Origin of the sequence: Nostoc sp. (assembly GCF_036917555.1) — a bacterium.
Taxonomy (GTDB): domain Bacteria; phylum Cyanobacteriota; class Cyanobacteriia; order Cyanobacteriales; family Nostocaceae; genus Nostoc.
In genome coordinates this window covers 1-26,472 of record NZ_JBALDD010000015.1, presented here as the reverse complement: position 1 = coordinate 26,472, position 26,472 = coordinate 1, and the positions used below count along the sequence as shown (strand labels likewise).

At 38.5% G+C, this 26,472-nt stretch carries 25 protein-coding genes and 1 pseudogene; 18 read left to right on the top strand and 8 right to left on the bottom strand.

Annotated elements, in window-relative coordinates; genetic code table 11:
• Positions 1 to 188 precede the first annotated feature (188 nt).
• Both V7K60_RS05285 and V7K60_RS05280 read left to right on the top strand, forming a co-directional pair.
• On the top strand, positions 189 to 1,718 hold the full coding sequence (locus tag V7K60_RS05285; RefSeq protein ID WP_334923544.1) for a DEAD/DEAH box helicase: 1,530 nt from the start codon (positions 189 to 191) through the stop codon (positions 1,716 to 1,718).
• A 196-nt stretch (positions 1,719 to 1,914) separates the two neighbouring features.
• Complete coding sequence (locus V7K60_RS05280) at positions 1,915 to 2,493, top strand: Uma2 family endonuclease (protein ID WP_334923542.1); 579 nt, start codon at positions 1,915 to 1,917, stop codon at positions 2,491 to 2,493.
• A gap of 10 nt (positions 2,494 to 2,503) precedes the next feature.
• Here the strand turns inward: V7K60_RS05280 and V7K60_RS05275 are convergent, their stop codons facing one another.
• The 4 genes from V7K60_RS05275 to V7K60_RS05260 form a co-directional block, all read right to left on the bottom strand.
• Complete coding sequence (locus tag V7K60_RS05275; RefSeq protein WP_334923540.1) at positions 2,504 to 3,451, bottom strand: aldo/keto reductase; 948 nt, start codon at positions 3,449 to 3,451, stop codon at positions 2,504 to 2,506.
• A gap of 236 nt (positions 3,452 to 3,687) precedes the next feature.
• On the bottom strand, positions 3,688 to 3,912 hold the full coding sequence (locus V7K60_RS05270) for a hypothetical protein (protein WP_334923538.1): 225 nt from the start codon (positions 3,910 to 3,912) through the stop codon (positions 3,688 to 3,690).
• Between the two features lie 330 nt (positions 3,913 to 4,242).
• A complete protein-coding gene (locus tag V7K60_RS05265) occupies positions 4,243 to 6,945 on the bottom strand; it encodes a dynamin family protein (RefSeq protein WP_334923536.1) in 2,703 nt (900 codons plus the stop codon).
• A 31-nt stretch (positions 6,946 to 6,976) separates the two neighbouring features.
• A complete protein-coding gene (locus tag V7K60_RS05260) occupies positions 6,977 to 7,987 on the bottom strand; it encodes a hypothetical protein (protein ID WP_334923534.1) in 1,011 nt (336 codons plus the stop codon).
• Between V7K60_RS05260 and V7K60_RS05255 the strand changes: the two genes are divergently transcribed.
• The 5 genes from V7K60_RS05255 (at position 7,986) to V7K60_RS05235 (ending at position 12,393) form a co-directional block, all read left to right on the top strand.
• Positions 7,986 to 8,138 carry a hypothetical protein gene (locus tag V7K60_RS05255; protein ID WP_334923532.1) on the top strand — a complete coding sequence of 51 codons (153 nt, stop codon included), beginning with the start codon at positions 7,986 to 7,988 and terminating at the stop codon, positions 8,136 to 8,138. The two genes, V7K60_RS05260 and V7K60_RS05255, sit on opposite strands and share 2 nt — an antisense overlap.
• 102 nt (positions 8,139 to 8,240) lie before the next feature.
• Positions 8,241 to 9,674, top strand: a complete 1,434-nt coding sequence (locus V7K60_RS05250; protein ID WP_334923530.1) for a BCD family MFS transporter — start codon at positions 8,241 to 8,243, stop codon at positions 9,672 to 9,674.
• Positions 9,675 to 9,744: 70 nt separating this feature from the next.
• Entirely contained in the window at positions 9,745 to 10,551 is an 807-nt protein-coding gene (locus V7K60_RS05245) for an inositol monophosphatase family protein (protein ID WP_334923528.1), read from the top strand.
• Positions 10,552 to 10,767: 216 nt separating this feature from the next.
• A complete protein-coding gene (locus tag V7K60_RS05240; RefSeq protein WP_334923526.1) occupies positions 10,768 to 11,340 on the top strand; it encodes a hypothetical protein in 573 nt (190 codons plus the stop codon).
• Between the two features lie 96 nt (positions 11,341 to 11,436).
• Positions 11,437 to 12,393: an MDR/zinc-dependent alcohol dehydrogenase-like family protein gene (locus tag V7K60_RS05235; RefSeq protein ID WP_334923524.1), complete on the top strand. Its 957-nt coding sequence runs from the start codon at positions 11,437 to 11,439 to the stop codon at positions 12,391 to 12,393.
• A gap of 61 nt (positions 12,394 to 12,454) precedes the next feature.
• Here the strand turns inward: V7K60_RS05235 and V7K60_RS05230 are convergent, their stop codons facing one another.
• From V7K60_RS05230 to petP, 4 genes are all read right to left on the bottom strand, one after another.
• Complete coding sequence (locus V7K60_RS05230; RefSeq protein WP_334923522.1) at positions 12,455 to 12,742, bottom strand: hypothetical protein; 288 nt, start codon at positions 12,740 to 12,742, stop codon at positions 12,455 to 12,457.
• Between the two features lie 110 nt (positions 12,743 to 12,852).
• A complete protein-coding gene (gene chlG, locus V7K60_RS05225) occupies positions 12,853 to 13,899 on the bottom strand; it encodes a chlorophyll synthase ChlG (protein ID WP_334923520.1) in 1,047 nt (348 codons plus the stop codon).
• A gap of 190 nt (positions 13,900 to 14,089) precedes the next feature.
• The gene (locus tag V7K60_RS05220; RefSeq protein WP_334923518.1) at positions 14,090 to 15,190 is read right to left on the bottom strand and encodes a Get3/ArsA fold putative tail anchor-mediating ATPase NosAFP; all 1,101 of its coding nucleotides are present in this window, start codon (positions 15,188 to 15,190) and stop codon (positions 14,090 to 14,092) included.
• A gap of 120 nt (positions 15,191 to 15,310) precedes the next feature.
• A complete protein-coding gene (petP, locus tag V7K60_RS05215) occupies positions 15,311 to 15,502 on the bottom strand; it encodes a cytochrome b6f subunit PetP (RefSeq protein WP_334923517.1) in 192 nt (63 codons plus the stop codon).
• A gap of 159 nt (positions 15,503 to 15,661) precedes the next feature.
• On the opposite strand from petP, the pseudogene V7K60_RS35110 reads away from it, so the two are divergent.
• The 11 genes and pseudogenes from V7K60_RS35110 to V7K60_RS05160 all read left to right on the top strand — a co-directional run.
• Positions 15,662 to 15,962 (top strand): annotated as a pseudogene (locus V7K60_RS35110) (hypothetical protein); the annotation flags it as partial.
• A 350-nt stretch (positions 15,963 to 16,312) separates the two neighbouring features.
• Positions 16,313 to 17,683: a hypothetical protein gene (locus tag V7K60_RS05205; protein ID WP_334923513.1), complete on the top strand. Its 1,371-nt coding sequence runs from the start codon at positions 16,313 to 16,315 to the stop codon at positions 17,681 to 17,683.
• The gene (locus V7K60_RS05200) at positions 17,680 to 18,813 is read left to right on the top strand and encodes a hypothetical protein (RefSeq protein WP_334923511.1); all 1,134 of its coding nucleotides are present in this window, start codon (positions 17,680 to 17,682) and stop codon (positions 18,811 to 18,813) included. The genes V7K60_RS05205 and V7K60_RS05200 overlap by 4 nt, the downstream gene beginning before the upstream one ends.
• 3 nt (positions 18,814 to 18,816) lie before the next feature.
• A complete protein-coding gene (locus V7K60_RS05195; protein ID WP_334923509.1) occupies positions 18,817 to 20,175 on the top strand; it encodes a glycosyltransferase family 2 protein in 1,359 nt (452 codons plus the stop codon).
• 43 nt (positions 20,176 to 20,218) lie between these two features.
• The gene (locus tag V7K60_RS05190; RefSeq protein WP_334923507.1) at positions 20,219 to 21,073 is read left to right on the top strand and encodes an ABC transporter permease; all 855 of its coding nucleotides are present in this window, start codon (positions 20,219 to 20,221) and stop codon (positions 21,071 to 21,073) included.
• A 2-nt stretch (positions 21,074 to 21,075) separates the two neighbouring features.
• Complete coding sequence (locus V7K60_RS05185; protein ID WP_334923506.1) at positions 21,076 to 22,377, top strand: ABC transporter ATP-binding protein; 1,302 nt, start codon at positions 21,076 to 21,078, stop codon at positions 22,375 to 22,377.
• Positions 22,378 to 22,387: 10 nt separating this feature from the next.
• Complete coding sequence (locus V7K60_RS05180) at positions 22,388 to 23,101, top strand: TylF/MycF/NovP-related O-methyltransferase (RefSeq protein ID WP_334923505.1); 714 nt, start codon at positions 22,388 to 22,390, stop codon at positions 23,099 to 23,101.
• A gap of 4 nt (positions 23,102 to 23,105) precedes the next feature.
• Complete coding sequence (locus V7K60_RS05175) at positions 23,106 to 23,675, top strand: class I SAM-dependent methyltransferase (protein WP_334923504.1); 570 nt, start codon at positions 23,106 to 23,108, stop codon at positions 23,673 to 23,675.
• An 11-nt stretch (positions 23,676 to 23,686) separates the two neighbouring features.
• Positions 23,687 to 24,760 carry a polysaccharide pyruvyl transferase family protein gene (locus V7K60_RS05170; protein ID WP_334923502.1) on the top strand — a complete coding sequence of 358 codons (1,074 nt, stop codon included), beginning with the start codon at positions 23,687 to 23,689 and terminating at the stop codon, positions 24,758 to 24,760.
• Positions 24,757 to 25,311, top strand: a complete 555-nt coding sequence (locus V7K60_RS05165) for a class I SAM-dependent methyltransferase (RefSeq protein WP_334923500.1) — start codon at positions 24,757 to 24,759, stop codon at positions 25,309 to 25,311. The genes V7K60_RS05170 and V7K60_RS05165 overlap by 4 nt, the downstream gene beginning before the upstream one ends.
• 7 nt (positions 25,312 to 25,318) lie before the next feature.
• The coding region (locus V7K60_RS05160; protein ID WP_334923498.1) for a hypothetical protein at positions 25,319 to 26,472 on the top strand (1,154 nt) is incomplete at its 3' end.

The following is a 26,472-nucleotide window of genomic DNA, read 5'->3' as shown; positions in this document are numbered from 1 at the left end:
CATGAGGGTTTACCTGAAATTCGGGGACTCACTCGTGGGCATAGCTTCTCCAAGATTTGAGGCTTTGCTATCGCCCTTGGCTGACTAACTAGCCAATAACTAATGACTAATGACTAATGACTAATGACTAATAACTAATGACTAAATGACTAATCCAAAAATCCTTAGATAAAATTTAGGACGAATTAATGACTCTTTCATTTCAAGAATTAGGCATTTCCCAAGAACGTGTCGAACAACTAGAAAAAATTGGTTTTACTGAACCAACCAACATTCAAGTGCAAGCAATTCCCCAATTGCTAGCCGGTCGTGATGTGGTAGGTCAATCTCAAACTGGAACAGGCAAAACGGCAGCATTTTCACTGCCAATTTTAGAACGGCTAGATATTAATCAAAGAGCCGTGCAAGCCATAGTTTTAACACCAACTCGTGAATTAGCGATGCAAGTTCACGATGCGATTGCCCAATTCATCGGTAATGAAGGATTGCGGGTGTTAGCAATCTACGGTGGTCAATCAATTGACCGTCAAATGTTACAACTCAAACGTGGCGTTCACATGGTCGTGGGTACTCCAGGACGGGTGATCGATTTGCTTGATCGCGGTTGTTTAAAGCTCGATCAAGTGAAGTGGTTTGTATTGGATGAAGCTGATGAAATGTTGAGCATGGGCTTTATCGACGATGTAATCAAAATCCTCTCGCAAGCGCCCGTAGAACGCCAAACAGCTTTATTCTCGGCAACCATGCCACCATCGATTCGGATGTTGGTGAACAAGTTCTTGCGATCGCCTGCAACTGTCACTGTTGAGCAACCAAAAGCCGCTCCCAACAAGATTAATCAGGTAGCTTACCTGATCCCTCGCCACTGGACAAAAGCCAAAGCTTTACAGCCAATTCTGGAAATGGAAGATCCAGAAACAGCTTTAATCTTTGTCCGCACCAGACGCACAGCCGCAGAACTCACCAGTCAGTTACAAGGGGCTGGTCATAGTGTCGATGAATACCACGGTGACTTGTCTCAACAAGCACGGGAACGGTTATTAGTCAGATTCCGTAACCGTCAAGTTCGCTGGGTGGTAGCAACTGATATTGCAGCCCGAGGGTTAGATGTCGATCAACTCTCCCATGTGATCAACTACGACTTACCCGATAGCGTAGAAACCTATGTCCATCGCATTGGTCGTACTGGTCGTGCTGGTAAAGAAGGAACAGCAATTTCTTTAGTACAACCATTTGAACGGCGCAAACAGCAAACATTTGAACGTCATAACCGCCAAAGTTGGCAATTGCTGACCATTCCTACACGCGCCCAGATTGAAGCGCGACACATCCTGAAATTGCAAGAGCAGGTGCGGGAAGCTTTGACAGGTGAGCGTTTGGCTTCATTCTTGCCGATTGTTAGCGAACTAATTGAAGAATACGATGCTCAAGCGATCGCCGCAGCTGCACTACAAATCGCTTACGATCAAACTCGTCCCGCTTGGTTGAGTTCAGACGTGGAAATTCCTCAAGAGGAATCTTCTGCTCCCAAACCAAGACTCGGCAAACGTCGTGAATCTTCCAGCGATCGTCCCCGTTCTGCATGGAAATCAGATAGCAACAATGGTGAAGAAAGACATTCTTCTCCCAAGCCAAAACTGCGGACAAGTGGGCAGGATTCTTCTGTATCTCCTAGTAAAAAGATAGGTTCACCTACAGCTAGAGAATCAGCTTCTTAGTCAACAGTTAGAAGTTAATCAATTTTGGATTTTAGATTTTTAGATTTTTTCTGCAATCCAAAATCCACATATAAAATTGAGAGTTGAGAGTTAAGAGTCAAGATTTTGGCTTTAGCTCTTGACTTTTTGGCTTTTTGGATAATTTCTTCTACCCGTTTGTAGGAAGATAAATTAAAGATGCATTCTTCGTGGTCTTATGTTCACTATCCCAGACTTAGAGCAACTACAAGCAGAGCATCCAGAATGGCAGATGGAGCTGGTAGACGGAAATATAATTGTTATGGGGCCATCAGATTATGAGTCAGAGGAAATAGGCGCTGAGTTAGTTAGATTACTTGGCAACTGGGTACGCCCACAGAGGCTAGGACGGGTGACTGGTTCTAGCGCTGGTTTTATTTTGCCTACATTAGAAACTGAAAACGGGAAAGAAGCTGATAATGAAAAACGAAATCTCCGCGCTCCCGATGTATCTTTTCTTCGTGCTGATAGATTAAAAACAAGCAAGCGTGACTTTGTGGAATTAGTGCCTGACTTGATGGTAGAGATAAAATCTAAGTCAGACCGCATCAAACCATTGGTAGAAAAGATTCAGCTATTTCTACAACTTGGATGTACAGTTGGTATCCTAATTGATCCTGACAAATTGACGCTCACCGTTTATCGACTCAACCAAGAACCAATTCTCTTGCAGGATAGTAATAAACTGACACTACCAGACTTATTACCAGGTTGGGAGCTAGTAGTGTCAGAACTTTGGCCGCCTGTGTTTGAGTAGTTTAGAAATACTACAGCCAAAGACGACTAACTTGTTCTAATTCTCCAATTTCATCGTCGCTCAATCTCCAGCCCAAAGCACCAGCATTCTGCCGCACCTGTTCGGCTGTCTTCACCCCAGCAATAGGAATAACATTCCCCTGAGCAATTAACCAGTTGAGAGCAACTTGGGCAGAAGTGCGATCGTATTTTTCCCCGAAGCTGCGTAGCAAAGATATGACTGGGGCAATTTTTTGCAGACCTTCTTTCTTGAATCGCGGGTCTATTTTCCTCGGGCCAGTGGGGGTTTCAGTACTATCAATAGTGTACTTGCCTGTAAGTAATCCTTGTGCCAAAGGACTATAAGCCAAAATAGTCATACCCAACTCACGCGCAGTTGCGATAATACCTTTGCTTTCAACTTGACGACTGAGTAAAGAATAGCGCACTTGGTTTACAGCCAAAGGCACTCCACGGGCCGCCAATATTTGATGTGCGTCTCGCATTTGCTCTGCTGAGTAATTACTCACACCAACTGCGGCAATTCTACCCTGCTTCACTTCATCCGCTAGGGCATTCATCAAAGTTTCTTGGCTTAAAAAGAAGGCAAAAGGCCAATGAACTTGATACAGGGCGATTCGTTCTAATTGCAAGCGTTTGAGGCTGGCTGTTAAAGCATCTGAGACGGATTGGGCTGTAAATCGCCACGGTAGGGGGCCAAATTTTGTAGCGATTTGCACAGGTTGTTGTGTCTGTTGCAGAAATTGTCCTAAAAACTTCTCGCTCTTTCCCATTCCGTAGACTTCAGCAGTATCAAAGAAGGTAATACCAGCTTCTAAGGCTGCTGTGAAGGCTTCTTGTAACTCTTCTGGCCCATAGCGATCGCCATAATTCCAAAATAGTTTATCACCCCAAGCCCAAGTGCCTATGCACAAAGGTGTAACAACTGGGCCATTTTGCCCCAATGTAATATTTTCCACGGTTGCAAAATTTAATTTATTTACATTTCTTTACTTTTATAGTGTATCGTTATAGGCAAAATACGGTGCGATCGCCACCACTTGGCTGCAAATCTTGTGGTGGGTAGGCGTAGCCCGTCGTAGACATCGCAGCTTGCATAAAGATTAACAAATTACATTTGACAATATATTTATTCTCAGAATTAAGGGAGGCTAATAACCTCCCTTTAATAATAGTTGAGTGTATTTACTTGTATTTATGAATTAGATGATTTATCCTGTTTGGCTTTTTTGATTAATTCCATATAGACATTAATCTCACTAATTTCTACATCATGCTCAACCCTGGTTACTTTCCATCTTTCCTTTTTTAGGTAAACTTCCTCTCCTACTCTGGGAGTAAATTGGAGATCATAGAACTTTTTTAGAAAATCTTTTTGATTTTCTTCCCATAATATTACTTTGACTGCTTCTTTACTCATTGCTTATGCCTTTTTGATTACTAGATGAAGCTAAGTACTTTGATGACATACATACGGCAAGTTTATCTTACTAATTTAATGGAATAGCGTAGTTAAAACCACATTTTCACATTGATGTTTTTATATTACTTGATTGCGTCTGATAAAGTTACAGCGCAATACTATAACTTTAGTAAGTATTACTATTAGGTTTACTTGAAAGCCAAAAGTAATAAACGCTTGTGGTATGGCTCTTTCAGCTTTAATACCACAAGCGTTCTTTGAGTAAATGCTATGTACTTCTGTTACATAGCATTGGCTTCAAGTGATTTTTTAGGCTTTTAATGGATTCTATCGATTCCTTGGTTTCCAACTATCAAGATTTTCTCGAATAGACACTAATTCGTTAAGATATTCAGTCACTTTGATTCTTTGACTTTCGAGATTAGCAATAACCTCAGAAGCTTCTACTTCCCTTGTTGCCCGTTCTTTAAGTAAAGAGTCAAATTCAACTTGAAACCTATTGATGTAGTCATTGATTTGCTTTTCGCCTTTCCGAAAATCATCTGATACTTGTTTTTCAATAACACGCTGAAGCAACTCTATGTTTCTCTTCACTTGTGAGTCAATATTTTGCTGAATTCCTTGAGAAGTCAGTCGTAAATCAATTTCATAGTAAGATACTGTTTCCTCATACGGAATATCTACTTGATAGACGTTATCTGATTGACAGCAGCGGCTATTCGTCCTTGATTCTTTCTTAGTTCTAGTAAATACTTCTTGCTGATGTTGAATTTTGGCATCAATACCAGAAAATTCAAAGTCAGGAAATTGAATTGGATTATTACCTATTTCTACTTGCAAATCATTTTTAATAGACTCAGATAGTTCATCAGAAATAGCCTGTATTTCTCGTTTAATCTTTTTAACTAAACTTTCACGTATTTTTGTTCCATCTCTAACTAGCCTGTCTTGAGTATCTAACCAAAAATTTTGTATTATAGGGGTACAGTATTCATTAATGGTTTTACCGATTTTCTCAGCATCGTTTTTGTTTTTGACCTTGATTTTATAGGGATCAGAACTGGAAGATTCTTCAAGTAAAGAACTGAAGTTATCCCATATATATGTGAGAAGGTTTTGAGTCTTTTTGTCCTTTAAAACCTTTTTAGATTGATTTTCAGCCACTCTCTCAATCTCTGATACTATGCGTTTTTTAGCACTTTCGGCAAATTTATTAATCCCTTGGCTGAACGTACTGATTAATATTTGCTTTTGTGTTTCTACGGACTTTTTTACGGTTGCTACCTGATTTATTGCTAAATCAGAATGTTTTTTGTACTTTTCTACTTTTTGTAGCAGTTCCTCAAATTCTAACTGCCAGCCTCGGATATCTGTAATAAATATTTCATCAATATCTTTAGCTGCTTTATTCAATTCATTTAAAACATCGCTCAATAAATTCCATCCTGAATTTTGAGTAATAGTTTGAATTACTGTCTCTTCAATTTTGGGAATACCACTATCATTTAAACTTTGTGGTGCAAGTTTTTTTGCTGAGGGAATAATACGGTTTCCTTCTTCATCTCTTTCGGTATCTGTGGGGGTAAAAAATTTTTCAAAGTCTTTAATATGACTATCAGTTGCCTTCCCCTGTTGAATAAGTTTAGATAACAATCCTTGCCATCCACTGACTGAATAAATAATTGGTTTTGGGATACCAAATTCAACTAAATTTATTCTTAAGGATTCTATAACATCTGCGATAGGTCTATCGCTCTCCCCTTTTCTATCTACTTTATTAAGAATAAAGTAAATCTTACCTGTATTCTCTGCTAAAAATTCTCTACGCTGCTCAATTAAATCTTGAAGCAATTCTGCGTTCGTGTTGTTCCTAAATGCTATGTAATCCAGAATGAATAATATGGCATCACAAGTTCGGAGAGCTTCTAAAGCAGTCTGCTTTAAGGAAGTAGTGTTAAACGAGGTAGACTTCCACTCATTGGGGCCAGGAGTATCAACTAATGTGAAACCTGCTAGGGATGGCATTGTACTAATTGCTTCAATGGGATGTTCTAATTCAAAGCGTGTAGTATTATCTTGATTAGATTTAGCTCGAATTTCATGGGTACGCTCTAAAAATCTTTGCCGAACTTCTCTTGCTTTACCTTCTATTAAAACTATAGGTTCTCGTTTATCTGCTTGATATTCTAAAAGTCTGGGTGTTTGTCTGGCATCGATTGGACGGATATCTGTACGACAAACTGTACAAGATTCTGCTTCACTTGCTAAGACATCTGCACCAATTATGGCATTCAAAAAGGTACTCTTACCTGCTTTCATTGCTGCAATCACAGCCACCTGATATTTTTGTTCCGCTAAAGCTTTTAGAGCTTTGGTAATATTATCTTCAACACTCTGTAATCCTTGGGTACTATCTCCTTCCTTGAGCCGTCCAGCACGAAGTTCTTTCAAGTAGTTTAAGAGTTTATCACCAGTATTACGAATTCTATTATAGGTTTCTTGAAAATCGTGCTCAGGCATATTTTTAGAAGATAGTTTCATTAACATTCTCTCATTGTTTATATTTCTCGGTTTCATTGAAATGATTCTGCGTTGAACAATAGCAATAAAATTACGTGCATAATAGTCACTGGGTACACAAATTAACTCTTCATTTATTTTGCAGAGAACATTGTTTGTTAGTTCTACTGCGTTGATAAATTCCTTCAAAGCAGCTTCTGTTGGCTCTCTATCAATAGCCCACATCAGACAAATCAGATTATGCTGTAATCTAACTGCTAAACGCAAACAATCTTTTTCAACTTCATCTAAAGCGTGCTGGTGAGTTAAATTGAGAATCTGTTTTTTTGTTTTATCAGCTAGTTCATAGTATTTTTGCTCCAAGTTTGTATATTTATCAGCTAGTTCATTTGCTACAGTCCTATGATGCTTGGCAGCTTGTCTATCACTTTCCCCAACAGCGTGAGTAGTAAAAGCACCAACAACAGCTCCAACAGCTAATCCAAGAGCACCGAAAATAAAAGGAAGCATAAAAACTATGTAATCCTCTAAAATTTAATTCCTACTTTTCTGTGGGAAGATAAGGCAGCTGAGAACCAGCAAGCAATTTACTATCTGCTGATGTTAATCCTAGAGATTTAGCAAGAGCGACTGATTCACCTAACCGTTGCATAGCCCCTTCTATTCCTGGTACAATTGGAAGATTTGTAATTTCTTGATTAATTGCTGATGCTTCAGCCAAAAATTCTAGATTTTTGAGGTGTTCATAAATCAGTTCGTTCTCAATTGCTTGTAATCTTTCTAATTCTTGCTTAGTTAAAGATTCATAATAGATTTTCACCGTTTGTTTATGGTCATTGAGGATTTTGAAAAACTCGTAAACCATACCCGCAGTTCCAACAACAGCTAAAACTGGTGCGGCTGCGGTTAAAGCGATCGCAATTGGTGGACAAGCTGCTGCTAGTGTTGTGGTTACAAACGCTGTCACACCCCCAACTGTGCCGCCTTTTACGGTATCTTTCAATGTTTCTATACCGGCTTCTTGTGCAGAAATTTCACCCCGAACTACCCGCAGCGCATTAGTTAGTAACGAAAATGGTGCTGCTGTCGCTACACCAATAGCTGCTCCAAGGGGCGCGGCTTTAACACCTGCTTTGACTGCACCTGTTAGGTTGTCAAAATGCCATTTGGCATCTAGTCTCATTTGCTCCTGCAAAGTCATGGGTTTATCGCCACGGGCTAAATTATCTTTAGCGTTTTCCCACTTGATATTTTTGGAATCATTTGAGCCGCCTTTGCTATGCGGTTTGATATGACTAGCGTGCTTATCTGAGAGGTATTGTTGGGTATTAACATCAGTAGATTTGCCATCAATGCCTGCTCTTTGAGATGGAGGGATTTTATCTAACATTTCTTGGGCTTGCACTCTGGTTCTGAGCGGATCACCAGATCGAATCCCACCTTTGTATAATCTACGGGCTGCACTTAAGGATAAATCTTGTAATTGGGCATATTGAACGTTAATGTTGGCAGCTGCATTAAAAGCGGAATTATGCTCTTGTTCGTTAGACATGGATAAACAAATATATTGTGATGTATTACGTTTCTTTGCTTCATACCAAAGCATGATATTGGCTTATTTTCTTATAGTTCCCATTTGGGCATCAGATGCGATCGCCTGCGATGAAGTCATGAGCATCGTAATCGGTCACATTTTGGCGTGATCGCAACTTTCACTTTTCATTCGCTGATTTCGAGCAGCTAGGGTTTATCTTTATTTAAAGAGAGAGAGATTAAATTCTAATAAACCATACAAAAAAGTAGCTATGGCAAGTGGTGAAGTATTTGATACCAAAACAAAAACCCTATCTCTGCCAAGAGTAAACCTGCTGACTATGTTCAGGCTGGGTTTATTTCAAATGGGGTTGAGCATGATGTCCATTTTGACTCTGGGCGTACTCAACAGAGTCATGATTCAAGAAATAGCAATTCCGGCGACGCTGGTATCAGTAGTTCTAGCACTGCCCTTATTTGTTGCTCCTTCCCGTGTCTGGTTCGGCCAGATTTCAGATGCCAAGCCGTTATGGGGAAACCATCGCACAGCTTATGTATGGGTGGGTGCAGCAATATTTGCGATCGCAGCCTTTTTAGCTGTACAAGTAATGTGGCAGATGAATCTTGCCGCTACTAGTGCAGGTGGTTGGGCTTGGACAACCCAAACAATCGGCTGGACAGCGCTTTTAGCTTTAGTTTTCGCTGTATACGGTTTAGGAATTTGTGCTAGCAGTACTGCCTTTGCTGCTTTGTTGGTGGATATATCTGAAGAAGATAACCGTTCTAAAGTAGTCGGCGTAGTTTGGTCGATGCTAATGGTGGGGATTATTGTTGGGGCGATTATCAGTGGCAGCTTGCTAAAACAGTTAACGCCAGAAGCAACGGTAGAAACCTTGCAAGGAGCGGTCAACAGGTTATTTTTTATCGTCCCAGCAATTGTATTTGGTTTAGCGATCGCAGCAACATTCGGTGTAGAAAAAAAATACTCTCAATACTTAAGCCGTTCCACGCTGGTAAATCGGGAAGACAGCATTACTCTGGGCAATGCTTGGAAAATATTGACAGCTAGTCCACAAACAGGCATCTTTTTCACCTTTCTACTGGTGATGACTATCAGTTTATTTATGCAAGACCCGATTTTGGAACCTTATGCGGGTCAAGTATTTAAAATGCCCTTAGCGGAAAGTACCAAATTAAATATTTTCTATGGAACGGGTTTACTGATTGCCTACGGCGTTACGGGCTTTTACATTGTCCCGCGTTTGGGTAAGCGCAGAACTGCACGTCTAGGCTGTATGTTGGTAGCATTCTGTACAATATTGCTGGGTATATCAGGATTCACAGCTAATGCAGCAGCTCTCAAACTAGGTTTGTTCTTTTTCGGTTTAGCCGCAGGTTTCCTAACTACAGGAGCAATTAGCTTAATGTTGGATCTTACCGCAGCAGAAGCCGCAGGTACATTTATTGGGGCATGGGGATTAGCGCAGTCCCTTTCTAGAGGTGTGGCGGTAGTAATCGGAGGTACAGTTTTGGATATTGGACGCAAGTTTTTACCAAGCCTAGAGTTAGCTTATGGACTGGTATTCGTTCTAGAAGCAGTGGGAATGGTGCTGTCGATTTGGTTTTTGAATCGGGTGAACGTCACAGAATTTCAAACCAGTACCAAGCAAGCGATCGCTTCAGTTTTAGAAAGCGATTTAGACTAAACTAGAAACTTAAGCTAACCTGAATCTACCTAATTGTCGCTCAGGAATGCCTTTGCGTGAGAATTAACCAATGAATGATTTTTGGACAACAATTCTTGATTTTGCCCAAACTACCACTACCAGAGTGGGCAAGCAGCTAATGCAAGATTTTGGGCAAGTACAGGCTGACCAAAAAGCTGATGGTAGTTTGGTGACGCAAGCAGATAAATGGGCAGATCAGGAAATTCGAGATGCGATCGCTTCTAATTTTTCTGGTTACGGCATTTTGAGTGAAGAGAGCGATCAGTCATTTCCCGGTACGGAGTGGTGCTGGGTAATTGATCCTCTAGATGGTACAACCAACTTTACACGCGGCATTCCCATCTGGACAATCTCTCTGGGTTTACTGTATCGAGGTACACCCATTTTTGGTTATGTTTACGCACCAACCTTGAATCAAGCTTTTCATGGTTTCTGGGCAGGTTCATCTGGTTTAGCAACACCAACAGGAGCATTTCTCAACAACCACCCCATCCACACCAGTACTGATAGTCCCAGCAACAATCACTTTTTTAACCTCTGTTCCCGTAGCACCGCAGTTATCCAAAACGGCTTTCCCTGTAAAATTCGGATGTTGGGTGTGGCTAGCTATAACTTTTTGACAGTTGCCACTGGGGCTACTCTAGGTGGTATTGAGGCGACACCAAAAGTTTGGGACTTAGCCGGAGCTTGGGTAATTGTCCAAGCTGCTGGTGGGATGTGGTCATCACTTAAGTCAGAGCCGTTTCCGTTGTCACCGGGAGAAGATTATAGTGATCGCTCTTTTCCCACCCTTGTAGTTAGTCGTCCTGAATTAGTTTCGGTATTTCAACCTTTTCTCGAAGGCATAAAAATTTAATTTGCAGCTCATCCACTTGTAAGCAGTGATTTTCTCAACCAGGCTAGTGGACAATAATATACCCGATATTAAACTTAACAAAACCCTAGTCAAACAAAGAATTGAGTATAAATAAAGCTAGTAATAATCCTGGTTTAAGCAAAAAACCAGTGTATTTATTAATTTAAGTAGTGTTGTGGCTTTCATCACACTGGTTAATTTAGTATAAAAAATTTTATGTTGTCTAATCTAGATTTAATTCGAGAGTTTGTACAAAACTCTATTCAGAAAAAAGACGTTTTGTTGTCAAATCCTGTTTTGACAGCGCAAACAGTGTATAAAACCAATCAACTGACAGCAAAATCCGAAGGCGTAATTGCCACTGCTCAACTATCTAACACCCAATCTGAATTCTCGATTTCTCCAAAATCAACCCAGTGGGAATTGATAAATCAGGCATTAGCAGAATATAGTTATATCCTCAAAGGAGAAGTAGATAGTCGGGGTTTTTATCAGTATCAATACTGCGAAGTTCCCAAAGGCTATCAAATGCACTGTACTAAATGTGTCATCCTATGGCGAGCCTGGTGGAAATATCGCAATTATACTTCCAGACCAGGGATTCCGTTAGAACTTCTGATTAGAACACGAGATTCCTGGTATCCAATTAGAGATTTAATTATTAGTGACGGACTTCTCTATATCAAAACCTTGGGAAGTGAGATTGCACTTGGTTCAGATGACTTAGTTACTTGGTTAAGCAAAGTTGATGTAACTAGAATTAAAGAAATACCTTCTACAGAGACATAGGTGTGGTTATAGGGGTACAGATATACGCCCGTATATATTTATAAAAATTTTTCAAAGTGGTATGACAACATAATTAGGCAAAGGACGTGAAGAAAAATGAAAGGACTTTGGCTCGAAAACAACCAGTTGCAATTACGTACAGATATTCCCGTTCCTGAACCACCACCGGGAGAAGCCTTGGTACGCGTCTTGCGTGCAGGTATCTGTAACACTGACCTGGAACTACTCAGAGGCTACTATCCTTATACTGGTATTTTGGGGCATGAATTTGTCGGTATTGTCGAACAAGGGCCAGAATACTTAGTTAACCAACGCGTAGTTGGAGAAATCAACGCTGTGTGTGGGCATTGTCGGTTTTGTCGTAGTGGACAACCAACTCACTGCGAAAATCGTACAGTTCTGGGTATTGTCAACCGCAACGGAGCTTTTAGTGAATATCTCTGTTTGCCGGTGCAGAACCTGCATCCCGTACCTGAGAATGTACCAACAGAAATAGCAACATTTACCGAACCGATAGCAGCAGCTTTGGAAATTCAGCAGCAAGTGCAATTGCATCCAAACGATCGGGTGCTAGTGGTTGGAGATGGCAAACTAGGGCAGTTGGTAGCACAGACACTAGCCCTAACTAGCTGTGAACTCTTAGCTGTGGGTCGTCATCGAGATAAACTGGCTAACTTAGAAGCACGGGGGATAAAAACGAGTCTGGCCGACGCTGTTACAGATGGATATTTTGATATCTCAGTAGAATGTACCGGCAACCCAGAAGGATTTGCGATCGCCCGCCGCGCCCTACGTCCCCGTGGTACTCTTGTACTGAAAAGTACTTATGCTGGCAACCTCAGCCTAGATGCTTCTTCTTTAGTAGTGGATGAAATCACCCTCATCGGCTCCCGTTGTGGCCCCTTTGCTCCAGCCCTCCAGTTACTAGCCACAGGAAAAGTTGACGTCCAACCCCTGATTCATGCCACTTACCCCCTGATTGAAGGGCTTGCAGCTTTTGAACACGCCCAAAGTCGGGGTGTTTTAAAAATCTTACTGGATATTAGTAATTAGTTATTGAACATTGGTGAAACTCTTTCCCAGTCTCTAATTCCCAATTCCTAGTCCCCAGTCCCTAATACAGATAAGGATTTGTCTTCGGTTGATAGTCAGAACAATCGATCGCTTCTTCTGTATTGGCAATAGATGGACGTACAGTGCATTTAAGACGGTAATTATCGGTAAAAAATTGACAACCAGTACAGGGGATTTGATACATTTGCTTGGCTGTAGTTACACTATCTCGCACCGCCGACCAGAGACTCAAAACGGCGAGAATACTTACAGTCCAAGCAACGATAAAGCAAATCGGGACTAATAAAGGTTGAATTCCATGAAGAAGAAAAGACATCAGTTCTAACACAGTATGTCCTAATACAAATTAGGAGTTAAAAGTATATTATCTCTTAACCGGAGGCGGAACGTCTCTGCCTTTGCTCTTAATTCCTAACTTTTTCCTTATAAAAGTATAAGTTAAACGCCAGCATGACCCAGTGCTAAACCTGTTACCAGCATTCCCAGAACCAGGAAAGGTTGGGCGCTGGCTTGGTACTTAACATCATTCTTTACAGGGTCGCGTAGGAAATACATATCCTGCAAGGTGATTTGCGGGATGATTAGCAGTACTAGTATTGCTGCATACAAATTCTCATGGATGCTGACGAGATAAGCTGCAATCAATCCTTGAAATACGTCAATTGTCACTACACAAATCCATGCTGCGGTGGTGATGCCAAACATTACGGGTAGTGAATTTAATCCTAACTGGCGATCGCCTTCTACACTCTTGAAGTCATTGACAATGGCAATACCCAATCCAGCCAAACTGTAGAACATTGTCAAAATCACAATTGTGGAATTCAGTTCACCAAACAAAGCGTGTCCTGTAGACCAAGGTAGGGTAATGTAGCTTGCACCCAAGGCGTAGCTACCTAGCCAGCCGTTTTGCTTGAGTTTCAGGGGAGGTGCAGAATAAATGTAGGCGATGAAAGAACCGATGATCGCGATCGCTGTAATTGTCGGGAATTCATGACCAGACCACACATCCAGCAAAAATGCTAAACCAATGCCAGCAATCAGTAATACCCAAATCTGAATAATTACCTGGGGTAGGGGAATTGCCCCAGAGGGAATGGGGCGATAAGGTTCATTGATGGCATCGATTTCGCGATCGTAGTAATCATTGAGGATTTGGGTGTAACCTGTCATCAATGGCCCAGCCAGTAACATACAGGCTGCTACCTTCAACACATTTTCCAGCGTCCAAGTATAGTTACCAGAAGAAGCCGCACCACAGACTACACCCCAAATTAGGGGAATCCAGGTGATCGGCTTCATTAGCTGTAAACGAATTTTCCAAATTGAAGTTTCCCCAGACGCTGCACCTTTCATCCCCAGCATCTGCCTAGTTTTCGCACTGCGATCGGCAGATGCGTTCGCTTGCTCATTGGCATTATTTGCCACTAAGTCTAGTGCTTCAGATGGGTTAGGTTCTGGGGTAATGGGAGTTGATTCTGACATAATTTTTACTAATTAATTGGGTATTGGGAATTGGGCATTGGGGAGCCAGCGCCGTGGGCGGGTTTCCCGACTTGAGGCGACTGGCGTCATTGGGAATTGGGAATTTGGAATTGGGAATTGGTTATTAATTTTTCTCCCTCATCTCCCTCATCTCCCTCATCCCCCATTCCCCATTCCCCACCCCCATAAATTAAAACGAAATTATCAAATAATTATTCTGAAACTTTGCTCCAGCAACGGGTCTGCCACTCAACGCCGGGGGTAAGGGAATATTGCGCCGCTGATCTCCTGCTTCTATCGTGACTTCTGGCCCATATTGGGTAAGCTTGACCTGCTTTTTGTCAAATCCTGGCAAGAATAAGCGTACTTGACGATTGTGGATGTCTATTTCAATTGGTTTGGGAGCCTGTAAAGCTTGTGCTTCAAAGTTGGGTAGAGCGTCTATCAGTGGTTGCCAGTCACCTGTGGGCGAGTCGGGAACAACACTCACAGGTAGGGGTATAAATTCCTCTGACAGATTGACATTTGTCTCACTAGACACAAGCAGAACACCACCGACAGTTAAACCGATTTGTTGAGCGCTACCCCATAAATAACGAGCATTTGCTACTTCAATCGGATCTTTTGTAGTCACTAAGAAAGCAACGAGACGCTTGGGATCGGCAAGAGCGGCTCTCCCCTTTTCTAAGAAATTATTGACTTGGTTAGTGGGACCTGCAAAGTTATCTGCTGTCCAGTTGATATTGAAAAAACTGCTAATCAGCGGCTGAATCAAGGGTGATTCAGTAATCATTTTCCCCAAATCGGAGTTGACAAATAATTGCCGAAATCGCCGGATGTACCAACTCAGAGATTCTGGCAAACCCAACGTTCGCAGCGTTAAAGAGTCGCCCGCGCCATCGTAGATGATCGCATCATATTTGCCACTGGCATCATATTCGCGGATAGCATTCAGTGCTAGGGCGTTGTCCATCCCCGGCAATACTACCAGTTCTTGACCAAAAACGTCTTTAAAGATGGGCGTGCGGAGATATTGCGCCTCAAGTTTCTTCACTTCGTCCCAGTTGCGTTCTAGCAGTACAGATGCTTGAAACTGGACTACTTGCAAATTGGGAGCGATTTCCTGGGGATCGGCAGCAATGGGAGTACCCAGCAGGATTTGCAATGTTGGTTCTGCTTGTCCTGCTAGGAGTACGCGCTTGCCTTGACTTGCCAATAATTTGGCGGCGGCGATCGCAATTTTGGTACGAGCGGTGCCGCCTTTGCCCAAAAATGTCAATATTAGAGCCATTATTTGATTCCTGTTTTCACCGCCGAGCTTTTCAACTCCAACTTAACATTCAACAAAGACTCTCAACCTGTGCTTGAAATTTAAGATGCCAAAAAAAATCCGGATCTGAGTTATTTACTACTACACAGGTTTGATTTCATCTTCAAAAAACCAGGTGGAAGAATTGTCGTCAAACTGCACCACTACACCGATACTGCCACCATCGGTGAGTTTGTAGCCTTGGATGATACCCACTTGTCCGAGTTTTTTCACAACTGGGGGAGAAACACGATCGCGTAAACGAAAGACTTTAACCTTTTGTCCGATTTCCATGCCTGATTACAATTCAGATAAACCAAGTCTCAGTGTAGCGGAATCCGTGACTCTGCTCTCATAAATTCAGGGGAGATCAGGAAGTGAGAGAGATGAAGGAGAATAGTAAATGACTTATGACTTCTGAGGTTCAATGACGGTTATAACAAGAACGACAGCGATCATTATGAAAATCATTTGCGTCCCTTTCAACTCATAAGCACTCGCTATGAGGCAATATCTTTACCAGAGAACCGCTTATGGTTAAAAGAGTTAGAACTAGGATTGGGTCTTTGGCAATGGTTCTTATCAACAGACAACAGGTTTGTGGTTGCGTTGGTATAATTCTGCAGGTTGGATGCTGACCCGAAGAGAACAAGCAGAACAGGAACATCAACGGGCTGAACAGGAGTGCCAACGGGCTGATCGATTAGCAGAGTATTTGCGATCGCTCTTAATTGATCCAGGTAGTTTAAGTTAAACAAAACTCGTACCTTTAACAAGGAAAGTAGTTTTGCCAGCAGAAGTTATATTTTGTAGTAAAGATACACTTGGCAATAACCGATTCATTGTATAATATCCAAAATAATTTAAGTATTATTTGCTAGTCATGATGTATTCTCCAAGGAACACCCAGTATATTTTCATAGCTACAAAGCTTTATGGAGAAAAATCGTGTGTGTCGGGATTGAACGAGAAAGCAGATATTGTTGCAGAAAATATGAAAATTCATCCGTAAGGCAGAGAGCCTTAGCTGCATTATCCTACTTTTAGTTTTTAAAACAGTTGTGTTTTTAATATAAATTAAGTGTGTTCTCCAGCCAAAGAAATATGTTAATTTGGAAAGCCAGTTCTCTAAATATAAACTTAGCTAGTCTTCGTTATCGATGCTTAATACCATTACATTATCTTGAATTGTGTGGTTATAAATCCTGTATTTACTCTAATTGTGATGAAATAAAATTCAATAAAAAATTAGATGTTATTATTTTTGTAAAAAGTTTTAAACGTGAAGATTTAGATATAGCAAAAAAAGCGCATAAATTGGGTGTGCCAATAATTATAGACATTTGTGATAATATATTTATCGAAGAATATACAACTAGGATAGACAATATTCCATCTGAGAACTTTAAAGAAATGGCCAAAGTGGCTTCAGCAATAGTAACCACAGGTATAGTATTAGAAAATGTCATCAGAGCAGAAATAGGAGAATCTATCCCAATCTTCATAATTCCAGATGGCAACGAAACACTGGAAGATGTGAAGCAAGCGATGAATTGTATTAAATGGACACGTTGGATTAAAATAGCTATTTATAGACCAACCTCCTTTTTGCTAGTGCTAAAAAGTGTTTTTGAAGTCAAATTTATTAGCTTATATAAACAATTTTACCCAAAAATAATGCAGATTTATAAAAAAAATATATCTGGAATCAAAGTTAGGTTAAGCAGATTAAGATCGCAAATCGAGGTAAATGAAACAACGCTGACTGAACGAAAATTTAATGTTTCTGAAAAAACCCTGACATCAAATGCCATTTTGCCATTTACATTTTTCATTAAAAGTAAAGATATAAAACAGCAAGTGATTGATAAATCTATATCTAGTAAGCTATCAAAACACTCAAAATTAGGCAACAATTTATTAATAGCAAAGGATGTAAAAAGAATAATTTGGTTTGGTCATCATGGAGCTAGCTATGGTAATTTTGGTATGCTAAACATATTGGATATAGCTGAACATCTAATCAAAACAAGTAATGAAATAAACTTTACATTATTGGTTGTTAGTAATAATTACGAAAAATATTCCAAACATATACTTCCATTACCTTTTTCTACAGAATATATAGACTGGGACCCAATAAATATCTATCAACATATATCTCAAAGCGATGTCACAATAGTACCCAACTCTAAAACTCCCTTTAGCATTGGGAAGTCTGCCAACCGTACAGTTCTTTCTTTATCTTTAGGAGTACCTGTTGTGGCGACAAAGACACCAGCACTCAAAAATTTTCAAAATTGTATAATGTGTGATGAATGGGAACAGGGACTAAGGGTATACCTAACTGATCATCATTTGGTTAATAAGCATATAGAAATGGCACAATCGATTATTAAGCAGAATTACAGTGGTGAAGCGATCGCCACTCAGTGGGCAAATGTGATCAATCGAGTTACTGGTAAAGTAGTGTGATTAACTTTATACGTTTTTGGAACCATAAACCAACAGTACTACTATTTATACACTTAATCCAAGATTTGGATTTAGTTTTGCCTTTGTTGGTGGGTTTACAAAGTAGGAATGACCTTGTGTATCAAGTCTGCGTACTCGATCAGATATTAAATAAATCACCACGAGTTAAAAACGCCTTAGAAAAATTAGAAGTTAAATATTCAAAGGTTTCCCGCTTGGGAATTTTAACAGGAGTAGAACCAAACTTACTTGGTATCCGAGCGTTGATAACGGCCTCTGAAAGTACTGCTGGTCCTCATAAGGCTGCTTATGCTTTGACTAAAAGAGCAAATAAGTCAGGAGTATTAACCTACACTTTGCAGCATGGTTTTGAGAATATTGGCTTAAATTATTTTGATGAGCTTTATACGGCAGAAAACACCAGATTTGCCTCAAAAAAATTATTAACTTGGGGTGATACTGCCTTACTACCAGAAGAACTAGCTGTGGAAACACGCAGCAAATGTATTACTATTGGCTGTCCTAAATATATTAATTCAACCGCGACTGCAAAAGTCGAATTTTCCAATCATCGTAATTACTTAATAGTTGTATTTGAGAATTTACATTGGGAACGCTATAGCGAGCAATACAGGATACTTTTTCTTCAAGATATGGAGAAGACAGCACAGCATTTTCCCAATACTACTTTTTTGGTAAAACCACACCATGCTGGTGTATGGCTAACAGATAAATACCAGGGACACTTACCTCAGGCAGATAATATCGTCATTGCCAACCCACGGAATCCTCAATGGGAAGCTTTTACTGCACCAGCACTGATTGCAATTGCAGATGGTGCAATTACTACACCATCAACCGTGGCATTAGATGCAGCCAAATACCAGTGTCCTGTGGGTGTAATTAGCTATGGTTTAAATTTGCAAAAGTATCAACCACTGCCACTAATTAACGAATTAGGAGACTGGATTAGGTTTGTGGAAAAATTACAAACTACTGAAGGACGTTTGGCAATACAGCAACAAGCACATCTCTATATTAGTCGCAATCTCATAGCTGGTGATGCTGTAACTCGCATTTTAAATTTAATTGCAATTGATATTCAAAAAAAATACACATTAAATGCCTGAGAAATGTCTATAAATTTCTGTTTTGCCGACAGCACAAAGCCAATTACTACATCTATGACAACTTATGTAATTGAAAAAATTAACGGTCAGTTATCAACTAAAAGTCTCTACTCTAGTTTAGAAAAAATTTCTCAAAATATAGAAAATGACGTACTACCGGAAGCGCTCATTTGGGATGACTTACTGTTTTCCATGTCTAGAAGAGGAAGATTGACCCCTTTTCGTGTGGAGTGGCCAGAGAAAGATTCTCTTTTATACCCGCATATCAATCATGCAGGCCGGTGTGCGATTCGTGGCGATATTTTACACAAGTTATTACAAGAAGGACACTTATCTAGGAAAGATGATACCTCAGGTGCTTTGGCTGTTCTCAGCAAAAGTCCCACAGTCAAAATAATACAATTAAATCATGTTCTACGCTTCGTAGGGTTACAAAACAGTTTTATCTACCGGGCTTTAAGCTACCCCACGCCCAGCAAAAAAGCTAAAAGCATCAGTATTATTATTAACTATCGCGATCGCCCAGAGCTAATGGAAGTATGTCTGAAATCTATTGTTCAGCAAGCAGTCAGTGCCAATATAGAAATTGTACTTGTAGATAATCAGTCCCAGCCTGCTAATAGACAAGCCGTGGAGGAACAAATAAAGCGTCTCATACCTCAAGAAATCCTAGTTCGCCACTTGAATTATGACGCTCCTTTTAACCATAGCGCTCAAACTAACATGGCCGCAGAAGCATCAGTCGGTGAAGTCATCTTCATGCTGAATAATGATGCCCGCTTTCTAGATAAAAATGTTTTACAAACCCTTGCTGATTGGGCAATGACACCAAAAGTTGCTAGCGTTGGTCTTCGCACCATAGGGAAAAAAGGACGACTCGTGTCTTCAGGAGTACAAACTTGTTTGCCTATAGGCACTCGTCCAGTACGCATCCAAGAATCCACAGTTAATCCTCTTTCTCAAACAATTCACTATGCAGCTGGTAATGGGTTTGCTTGTGCTGCCATTTCCCGACAAGTTTGGTGTGAGATGGGCGGACTTAATGCTATAGAATTTCCTACACAGTATAATGATGCAGACTATTGCCTGCGCGCTCTAGACGCTGGTTTTCGCCATATTTATGTTGGTTCTCTTCAGGTTTACCATGAACCAGGACAATCTGAAACCAGAACCCGCACTATCGTTGAGGAGATTCATGAGAAATTGCGCTCTTTTCATCCTAACTTGGGGCATTTCCATAGAATCAGCCCTAATTTAACAAAAGTTACATCAGATGTACTTGCTATGTCTTTAAATGTGCCAGCTTTATTAAAAATTTGTTTAGCTTATCGCCGATTGTATAAAAAACTAGGATTGACTTAAAATTGACAAAATCAAAATATTGATAAAAATTGTGGTAGAAAAGGTGAGGAAAAAAAGTAGACCAGAAGTAATATATACCCCTGAAAGTAGAGTACTGCATCCGATTCAGTTATTTCGGGAAATGTTTCAAGATTTGTTTGGTTGCCGTGAACTGGCTTGGCGATTACTAAGTAGGAATATTAGAGCTGAATACAGGCGGTCTTTCATGGGAATTGCTTGGGCTATTGTACCTCCCGCTCTGACAGCCGCCGGATTAACTTTTGCTAATAATACAGGACTGGTTCGTGTAGATAAAACTGACATACCTTACCCTGCCTACGTCATGTTAGGTACTATTTTATGGCAAACATTTTTAGATGCTCTTAATAGTCCTCAAATAGCCATAGATACATCCCGCCCACTGCTTGCTCAAGTTAAATTTCCCCACGAGGCAATTATTCTAACTCAATTAGGTCAAGTACTATTTAACTTGTCGATCAAGCTAGTCTTTCTAATCGTTTTATTTCTACTATTCAAAGTTTCAGTGAGTTGGACAATAATTTTTGCACCGATTGCATTCATTATTTTAATTCTATTAGGAGTATCTATAGGACTTTGGCTGGTTCCTGTAATGAATTTAGTGCAAGACGTATCGCGAGCTATGGAAGTAATCACCTTAGTTTGGTTTTTTTTGACTCCCATTGCTTATCCTACCCCTAGTAGCGGTATCCTATCTGTTTTAGTCAAGCTAAATCCTGTCACCCCCTTACTAGTAACAGCACAAGAGTTAATTACCACAGGAGAGTTATCACAATTAACTTTGTTTTTAATTATGAGCGTTATAACTTTAGTGGGATTCATTCTAGGGTGGTTAATATACCGCCTGTCTATACCTTTTCTAATTGAGAGGATAAGTTAAGCATGACTATGCAAATAAATAACAGTGTTTCAGTATCATCTGAAGGTGAAGATGATACTGATGTAATTATTTCTGTCAACAATGTATCGAAAAAATTTTGCCGGAATCTCAAGCAATCTTACCTCTATGGTCTCAAAGATATTGGCGCAGAATTAGTCGGCAAACCGAGATACAGCAACAAATTAAGAAAAGGAGAGTTTTGGGCGCTTGATAACGTCAATATAGAAGTTAAGCGTGGTGAATCTATAGGTTTAATTGGAGTTAATGGTAGTGGTAAAACAACTTTACTAAAAATTATTACTGGGTTGATTAAACCAGATAATGGCTATGTAAAAGTTAAAGGTAGATTAGCAGCCCTGATTGCATTAGGTGCAGGTTTTAATCCTGTGCTTAGTGGCAGAGAAAATGTCTATATTAATATGTCTATTTTTGGATTATCTCGAAAAGAGATAGAACTCCGCTTTCAAGAAGTGCTTGATTTTGCTGAGATATGGGATGCAATTGATGCTCCTGTGAGAACTTACAGTTCTGGTATGAAAGCTAGGTTGGGATTTGCTAGTGCTATTTATACAAATCCCGATATTCTTTTAATTGATGAAGTGCTAGCAGTCGGTGATTTTAAGTTTAGAACAAAATGCTACCGTAAACTATCCGAACTTCGTAAAAGTGGCGTATCATTTGTTTTAGTTTCTCATAGTGCAAGTGCAATTACATCTAATTGTGATTCTGCTGCTTATCTAGCAAAAGGCAAGCTAGTGATGAGTGGTAATGCAAATTTAGTTATTCAAAAGTATGAAGAGGATTTATCTACTAACCAAGTTAGTAATGCAAAAGTGTTAACCCCTGGCGAAGTATTATTTTCTGGTAATTCTGTCAGTTCTACACTCAAGATTAAATCCCTTTCTTTTCAGAATTCCAAAGATAAACTTTTAGAGACACTCATATCTGGTAAACCTGCATACCTCAAGATCACATTTGAGGCATACGAAGAAATCGAAGATGCTAGTATCAATCTCATAATTAGAGATTTATCTGATAAAGAAAGGTGTAATCTTTTTATCCAAAGTGCAGATGATATTGGATTTATTAAAATAACAAAGGGAGAACACTCATTAAAACTAATTATGCCATACTGTGGTTTATTAACTGGAGTATATTCGATGAAGATTAATATCACTGCAAATGGTAGTTACTATACAATTTTAGACATAGTTGAATCATTTAAATTTAAAGTAAAAGCTAATCAGTCTATTAGTCAATCATCATTTTATCAACCGTGTCAATGGGAAATTGATTGTCATTAATTCAGTTTATATGGAAACACCTCTTTCTAAAACGGAACAAATACAATTATTTGAAAAAGAGTTTTTTCAAGAATCTGCAATTATTAATAAGATCCGAGAAAAGAATTTAACTTACTGTGGCTACCCAAAGCTAGAGAATATTTGCCGAGCAATCAAATATATTCAAATAAAACAAGTTCATGGTTTCTATATCGAAGCTGGATGCGCCTTGGGTGGTTCTGCAATTCTGATAGCTCACATGAAGCCAAATTCTGTACCTTTACACCTCTTCGATGTATTTAGTATGATACCACCCCCTTCTGAACGAGATGGTGTTGATGCACACAATAGATACGCAGAGATTAGCAGCGGTAAATCTCAGGGCTTGGGAGGAAATGAATACTATGGCTATATTCAGAATTTAAAGGATATTGTCATTAACAATATAGAAAGTTTTGCCTTCAATTTGGAATCAGATAATATTCAGTTAATACAAGGGCTTTTTCAGGAAAGTTTAAATGTTCAAGATACCGTAGCATTTGCCCATATTGATTGTGACTGGTATGACTCAGTAAAAATTTGTATTGACAGAATTACTCCTCAGATGAGTCTTAATTCTGTAATTGTATTTGATGATTATAGTTCCTACTCTGGCTGTAAAAAAGCGGTAGATGAATTAATAGAACTGGGAAATTTTGATATTTTATTTTGTCAAAGATCTATAGTTTTAACTAAGGTACGCTAGGAGTATGAGATTTAACTGTGATAGTCAAAGTGCTGAAAGCTGGCAAATACGTGCAGAAAGTGCAGTAGAGATGCTGATTGCCAATGATATTTCGTTAATTAATAATATTAATCCAATTAAAATTGCTGATTTTGGTTGTGGAAATGAAAGGTTAAAGTCTGTGCTTACCGCCAAGCTCGGTAATCAGTTTGATTACTATGGATATGACTTGCAACCACAATTAGAAAGTACATACAAAATAAATCTAGAATCTGAAATGCCGTCTTTAAATTTTGATGTTGTATTTTGTTTGGGTTTATTAGAATACATTGGCGATCTTGATAATTTATTAGCTAAAATTTCTGAAATATCTAATTTTTATTTAATCAGCTACGTTGTTAGTGACTCAGGAGCATATTCTCCAACTGATATATCAAAGAAAGTATGGTTACATCATTATTCTTGCCAAGAGCTAGAAATAAAATTTAAAAAAAATTATTTAATTCAAAAAAAATTTAAGTTAACAAATGAAGGAAAAACAGGATTATGGTTACTTCAAAATCACTCTTTTACTAAAACATATAATATTCAATAAATAAATTTAATATGGCTTATGCTGTTATTACACCTTATATAGTTCCTGTTGAAATCCAGAACAAGAAAGCTGTCAATATAGGTGACGGATTTATTCTCAATAATTTAATTAAGCTATTATATCCTGCTGAATGCAAATATTTGTTTACATCAAGAAAAGAATTATCTGAAAATGACATCGATAAAATCAATTCTACGAAAGCCTTAATTCTAGCAGGGGCTAATCAATTAAATGATAATTTTATTATAGTACCTGGCATGAGCCTTGCTACACTAGCTAAGATCAAAGTTCCTGTTGTGCCATTTGGTATTGGGATTCATGGTATTCCAAAGCAAAATATTGATATGTCTAATACTACAAAAGAGATACTCAGAGCTATCCATGAAAGAATTAGCTTCTCTTCGTGGCGTTGTCCTTTAACTATTCAGTACTTAAACAATAGCCTGCCAGAACTTCTTGATAATTTTTTATTGACTGGTTGTCCAGTTATGTATGATGATAAAATCCTTGACGATGCAGGATTTTATCATCAAGCAAAAACTGTTGTAGTAACTGTAACGGAAAGACAAGATTTTTGGGATAGAGAGACTAAGACAATTAATTTTGTTGCTAATAAGTATAGAAAATCTCGTAAAATACTGTCTTTACATCAAGATTTTCTGGAAATTAAAAGTAATTTGCAAAATAATCAAGATAGTATTTGGAACACCTTGAAGATAAAAGTTTTGAAAAAATATGATAAAACTCCATTGTCATTAAGAAATTATGCTCGAGATAAAGGGTTTCAAATTTTTAAACCTACATCTGTAGATGAATGTTTAAGCTTTTACAATAGTTGCGATTTACATATAGGCAGTAGACTACATGCTCATTTGTATTTTTTAAGTCAAGCAAAAAAATCATTTCTGACCTATGTAGACGAAAGATGTATTGGCTTTTCTAATTTATTAGAATTTCCTATATGTGATTTTAATAATTTGAACGAATATTTTAATTATGACTTTGAAATATATCGCAAAAACTGTATTAATTATTTTACTAATATGCAAAAATTTGTCGATTATTTACAGGAGAAGGTATTATGAGTCCAAAGGTTTTTGCAGCTTTTGCTAAAATTCTAGCTTCATTTTACCAGAATAAGTCTCCCTCTGCTGCACTAGAAGTGGGTGCAGCAACATGGACATTGCTATCAATACCTTGCTTTCAATATTCTAGAAAGGTAGCTTTAAATGCACAGAAAATTAAAAAAAATTCCCCGGAATTGCAAAAATATGAACTTGTACTTGGTAATAGTAACCTGCTCGAGTTTGCAGACAAGGAATTTGATTGCGTCATGTCATCTTCAGTTTTAGAACATGACAGATATTTTTGGAAGTCTGTAGAAGAGATTTATCGCGTGCTTAAGCCAGGAGGTATATTTATTGTTGGTGTTCCCATTTACATGACATTACCCACGGACTATATGAACACCACTCTCACTTTTAAGCGTCATGGTATTGCTTACAATGCTGACTTCTACCGTTTTAGCGAACAGGCTGTTAGGGAAGTTATATTAGAAAAGTTTACCATACATGAATCAATTTTGGTTCGCAAATATCCAAATCCTTATTTAGTAATGTCTGGAGTAAAAAACTAATTTAAAGATGATTACATTTGTCACATTTCATGCTGAAGTTCCAGGAGAGGATATTGAACAGAATACTCCTTTGGATCAAAATAATTTTTATGATTATCAACAGTCGATAAACTTAATGTTTAAGTCTATTGATAAATTTCACAGTTATTGTAAAAAAATTATCCTTACTGATTTAGATACTAATTTGTCCTTTTTACCTTTAGATGTAACTGTTCAAAGATACCAAGTTGATTCGCGAACAATTATGCTGAGTCGTTTGGTGTCACAGCTACATTTTATAAAAAGTCATGACTTTGAATCGGATATTGTTTTTCTGGATTCAGATATATTAGTTAACGATAATATAGAATCATTATTTTTACAAGAATTTGATTTAGCTTTTACAGTTCGTGATGATAAAGAAATGCCTATCAATGGTGGAGTAATTTATATTTCAAAACTACATAGAAAAGCCGTAGTTACTTTTTTTGAAAAGCTTTATTTATTGTACATAGAAAAATATAGACAAAAGTCTCAATGGTGGGGCGATCAATATGCTTTAGCAGATGCAATTAACTGGCAAAAAGGTAGCGAAATTCATCCAGGCACTATAGAAATTGATAGCATAAAAATTCTTTTATTATCTTGTGATATTTATAATTTTTCTCCTGATTACGAATCTGATTTAGATGTATATGAGCTAAAAGAGAAAAAAATTTTGCATTTTAAAGGACCACGCAAAAAGTATATGAGTGTTTATTGGCGTAATTATCTTTATTTGCATGGTTCAAACAATTGGGAACAGGAAAATTCACTTCTAAAAAAACAACTTATAGAACTACAGAATGACAGACTAAATTTTAAATCTACAATTAAAGGTTTACAATCAGAAAATACTGAATTGCGCCGCGTTATGAAGGCTAAAGTTAATTCATTGCGTGCGAGAAATAATAATTTGGAGAAAAATATTCAGGAATTAAATGAGAATTTAGAAAAAAATATTCAGGAACTAAATGAGAATTTGGAAAAAAATATTCAGGGACTAAATGAAAACTTAGAAAAAAATATTCAGGAATTAAAAAGTGATAATGAGAATTTGGAAAAAAATATTCAGGGACTAAATGAAAACTTAGAAAAAAATATTCAGGAATTAAAAAGTGATAATGAGAATTTGGAAAAAAA

Bases quoted from the DNA above. Each gene is read 5' to 3' on its own strand.
- V7K60_RS05285 (WP_334923544.1), top strand. From the start codon at position 189: ATGACTCTTTCATTTCAAGAATTAGGCATTTCCCAAGAACGTGTCGAA.
- V7K60_RS05280 (WP_334923542.1), top strand. From the start codon at position 1,915: ATGTTCACTATCCCAGACTTAGAGCAACTACAAGCAGAGCATCCAGAA.
- V7K60_RS05270 (WP_334923538.1), bottom strand. From the start codon at position 3,912: ATGAGTAAAGAAGCAGTCAAAGTAATATTATGGGAAGAAAATCAAAAA.
- V7K60_RS05265 (WP_334923536.1), bottom strand. From the start codon at position 6,945: ATGCTTCCTTTTATTTTCGGTGCTCTTGGATTAGCTGTTGGAGCTGTT.
- V7K60_RS05255 (WP_334923532.1), top strand. From the start codon at position 7,986: ATGGATAAACAAATATATTGTGATGTATTACGTTTCTTTGCTTCATAC.
- V7K60_RS05260 (WP_334923534.1), bottom strand. From the start codon at position 7,987: ATGTCTAACGAACAAGAGCATAATTCCGCTTTTAATGCAGCTGCCAAC.
- V7K60_RS05250 (WP_334923530.1), top strand. From the start codon at position 8,241: ATGGCAAGTGGTGAAGTATTTGATACCAAAACAAAAACCCTATCTCTG.
- V7K60_RS05245 (WP_334923528.1), top strand. From the start codon at position 9,745: ATGAATGATTTTTGGACAACAATTCTTGATTTTGCCCAAACTACCACT.
- V7K60_RS05240 (WP_334923526.1), top strand. From the start codon at position 10,768: ATGTTGTCTAATCTAGATTTAATTCGAGAGTTTGTACAAAACTCTATT.
- V7K60_RS05235 (WP_334923524.1), top strand. From the start codon at position 11,437: ATGAAAGGACTTTGGCTCGAAAACAACCAGTTGCAATTACGTACAGAT.
- chlG (WP_334923520.1), bottom strand. From the start codon at position 13,899: ATGTCAGAATCAACTCCCATTACCCCAGAACCTAACCCATCTGAAGCA.
- V7K60_RS05220 (WP_334923518.1), bottom strand. From the start codon at position 15,190: ATGGCTCTAATATTGACATTTTTGGGCAAAGGCGGCACCGCTCGTACC.
- petP (WP_334923517.1), bottom strand. From the start codon at position 15,502: ATGGAAATCGGACAAAAGGTTAAAGTCTTTCGTTTACGCGATCGTGTT.
- V7K60_RS05205 (WP_334923513.1), top strand. From the start codon at position 16,313: ATGTTAATTTGGAAAGCCAGTTCTCTAAATATAAACTTAGCTAGTCTT.
- V7K60_RS05195 (WP_334923509.1), top strand. From the start codon at position 18,817: ATGTCTATAAATTTCTGTTTTGCCGACAGCACAAAGCCAATTACTACA.
- V7K60_RS05185 (WP_334923506.1), top strand. From the start codon at position 21,076: ATGACTATGCAAATAAATAACAGTGTTTCAGTATCATCTGAAGGTGAA.
- V7K60_RS05180 (WP_334923505.1), top strand. From the start codon at position 22,388: ATGGAAACACCTCTTTCTAAAACGGAACAAATACAATTATTTGAAAAA.
- V7K60_RS05175 (WP_334923504.1), top strand. From the start codon at position 23,106: ATGAGATTTAACTGTGATAGTCAAAGTGCTGAAAGCTGGCAAATACGT.
- V7K60_RS05170 (WP_334923502.1), top strand. From the start codon at position 23,687: ATGGCTTATGCTGTTATTACACCTTATATAGTTCCTGTTGAAATCCAG.
- V7K60_RS05165 (WP_334923500.1), top strand. From the start codon at position 24,757: ATGAGTCCAAAGGTTTTTGCAGCTTTTGCTAAAATTCTAGCTTCATTT.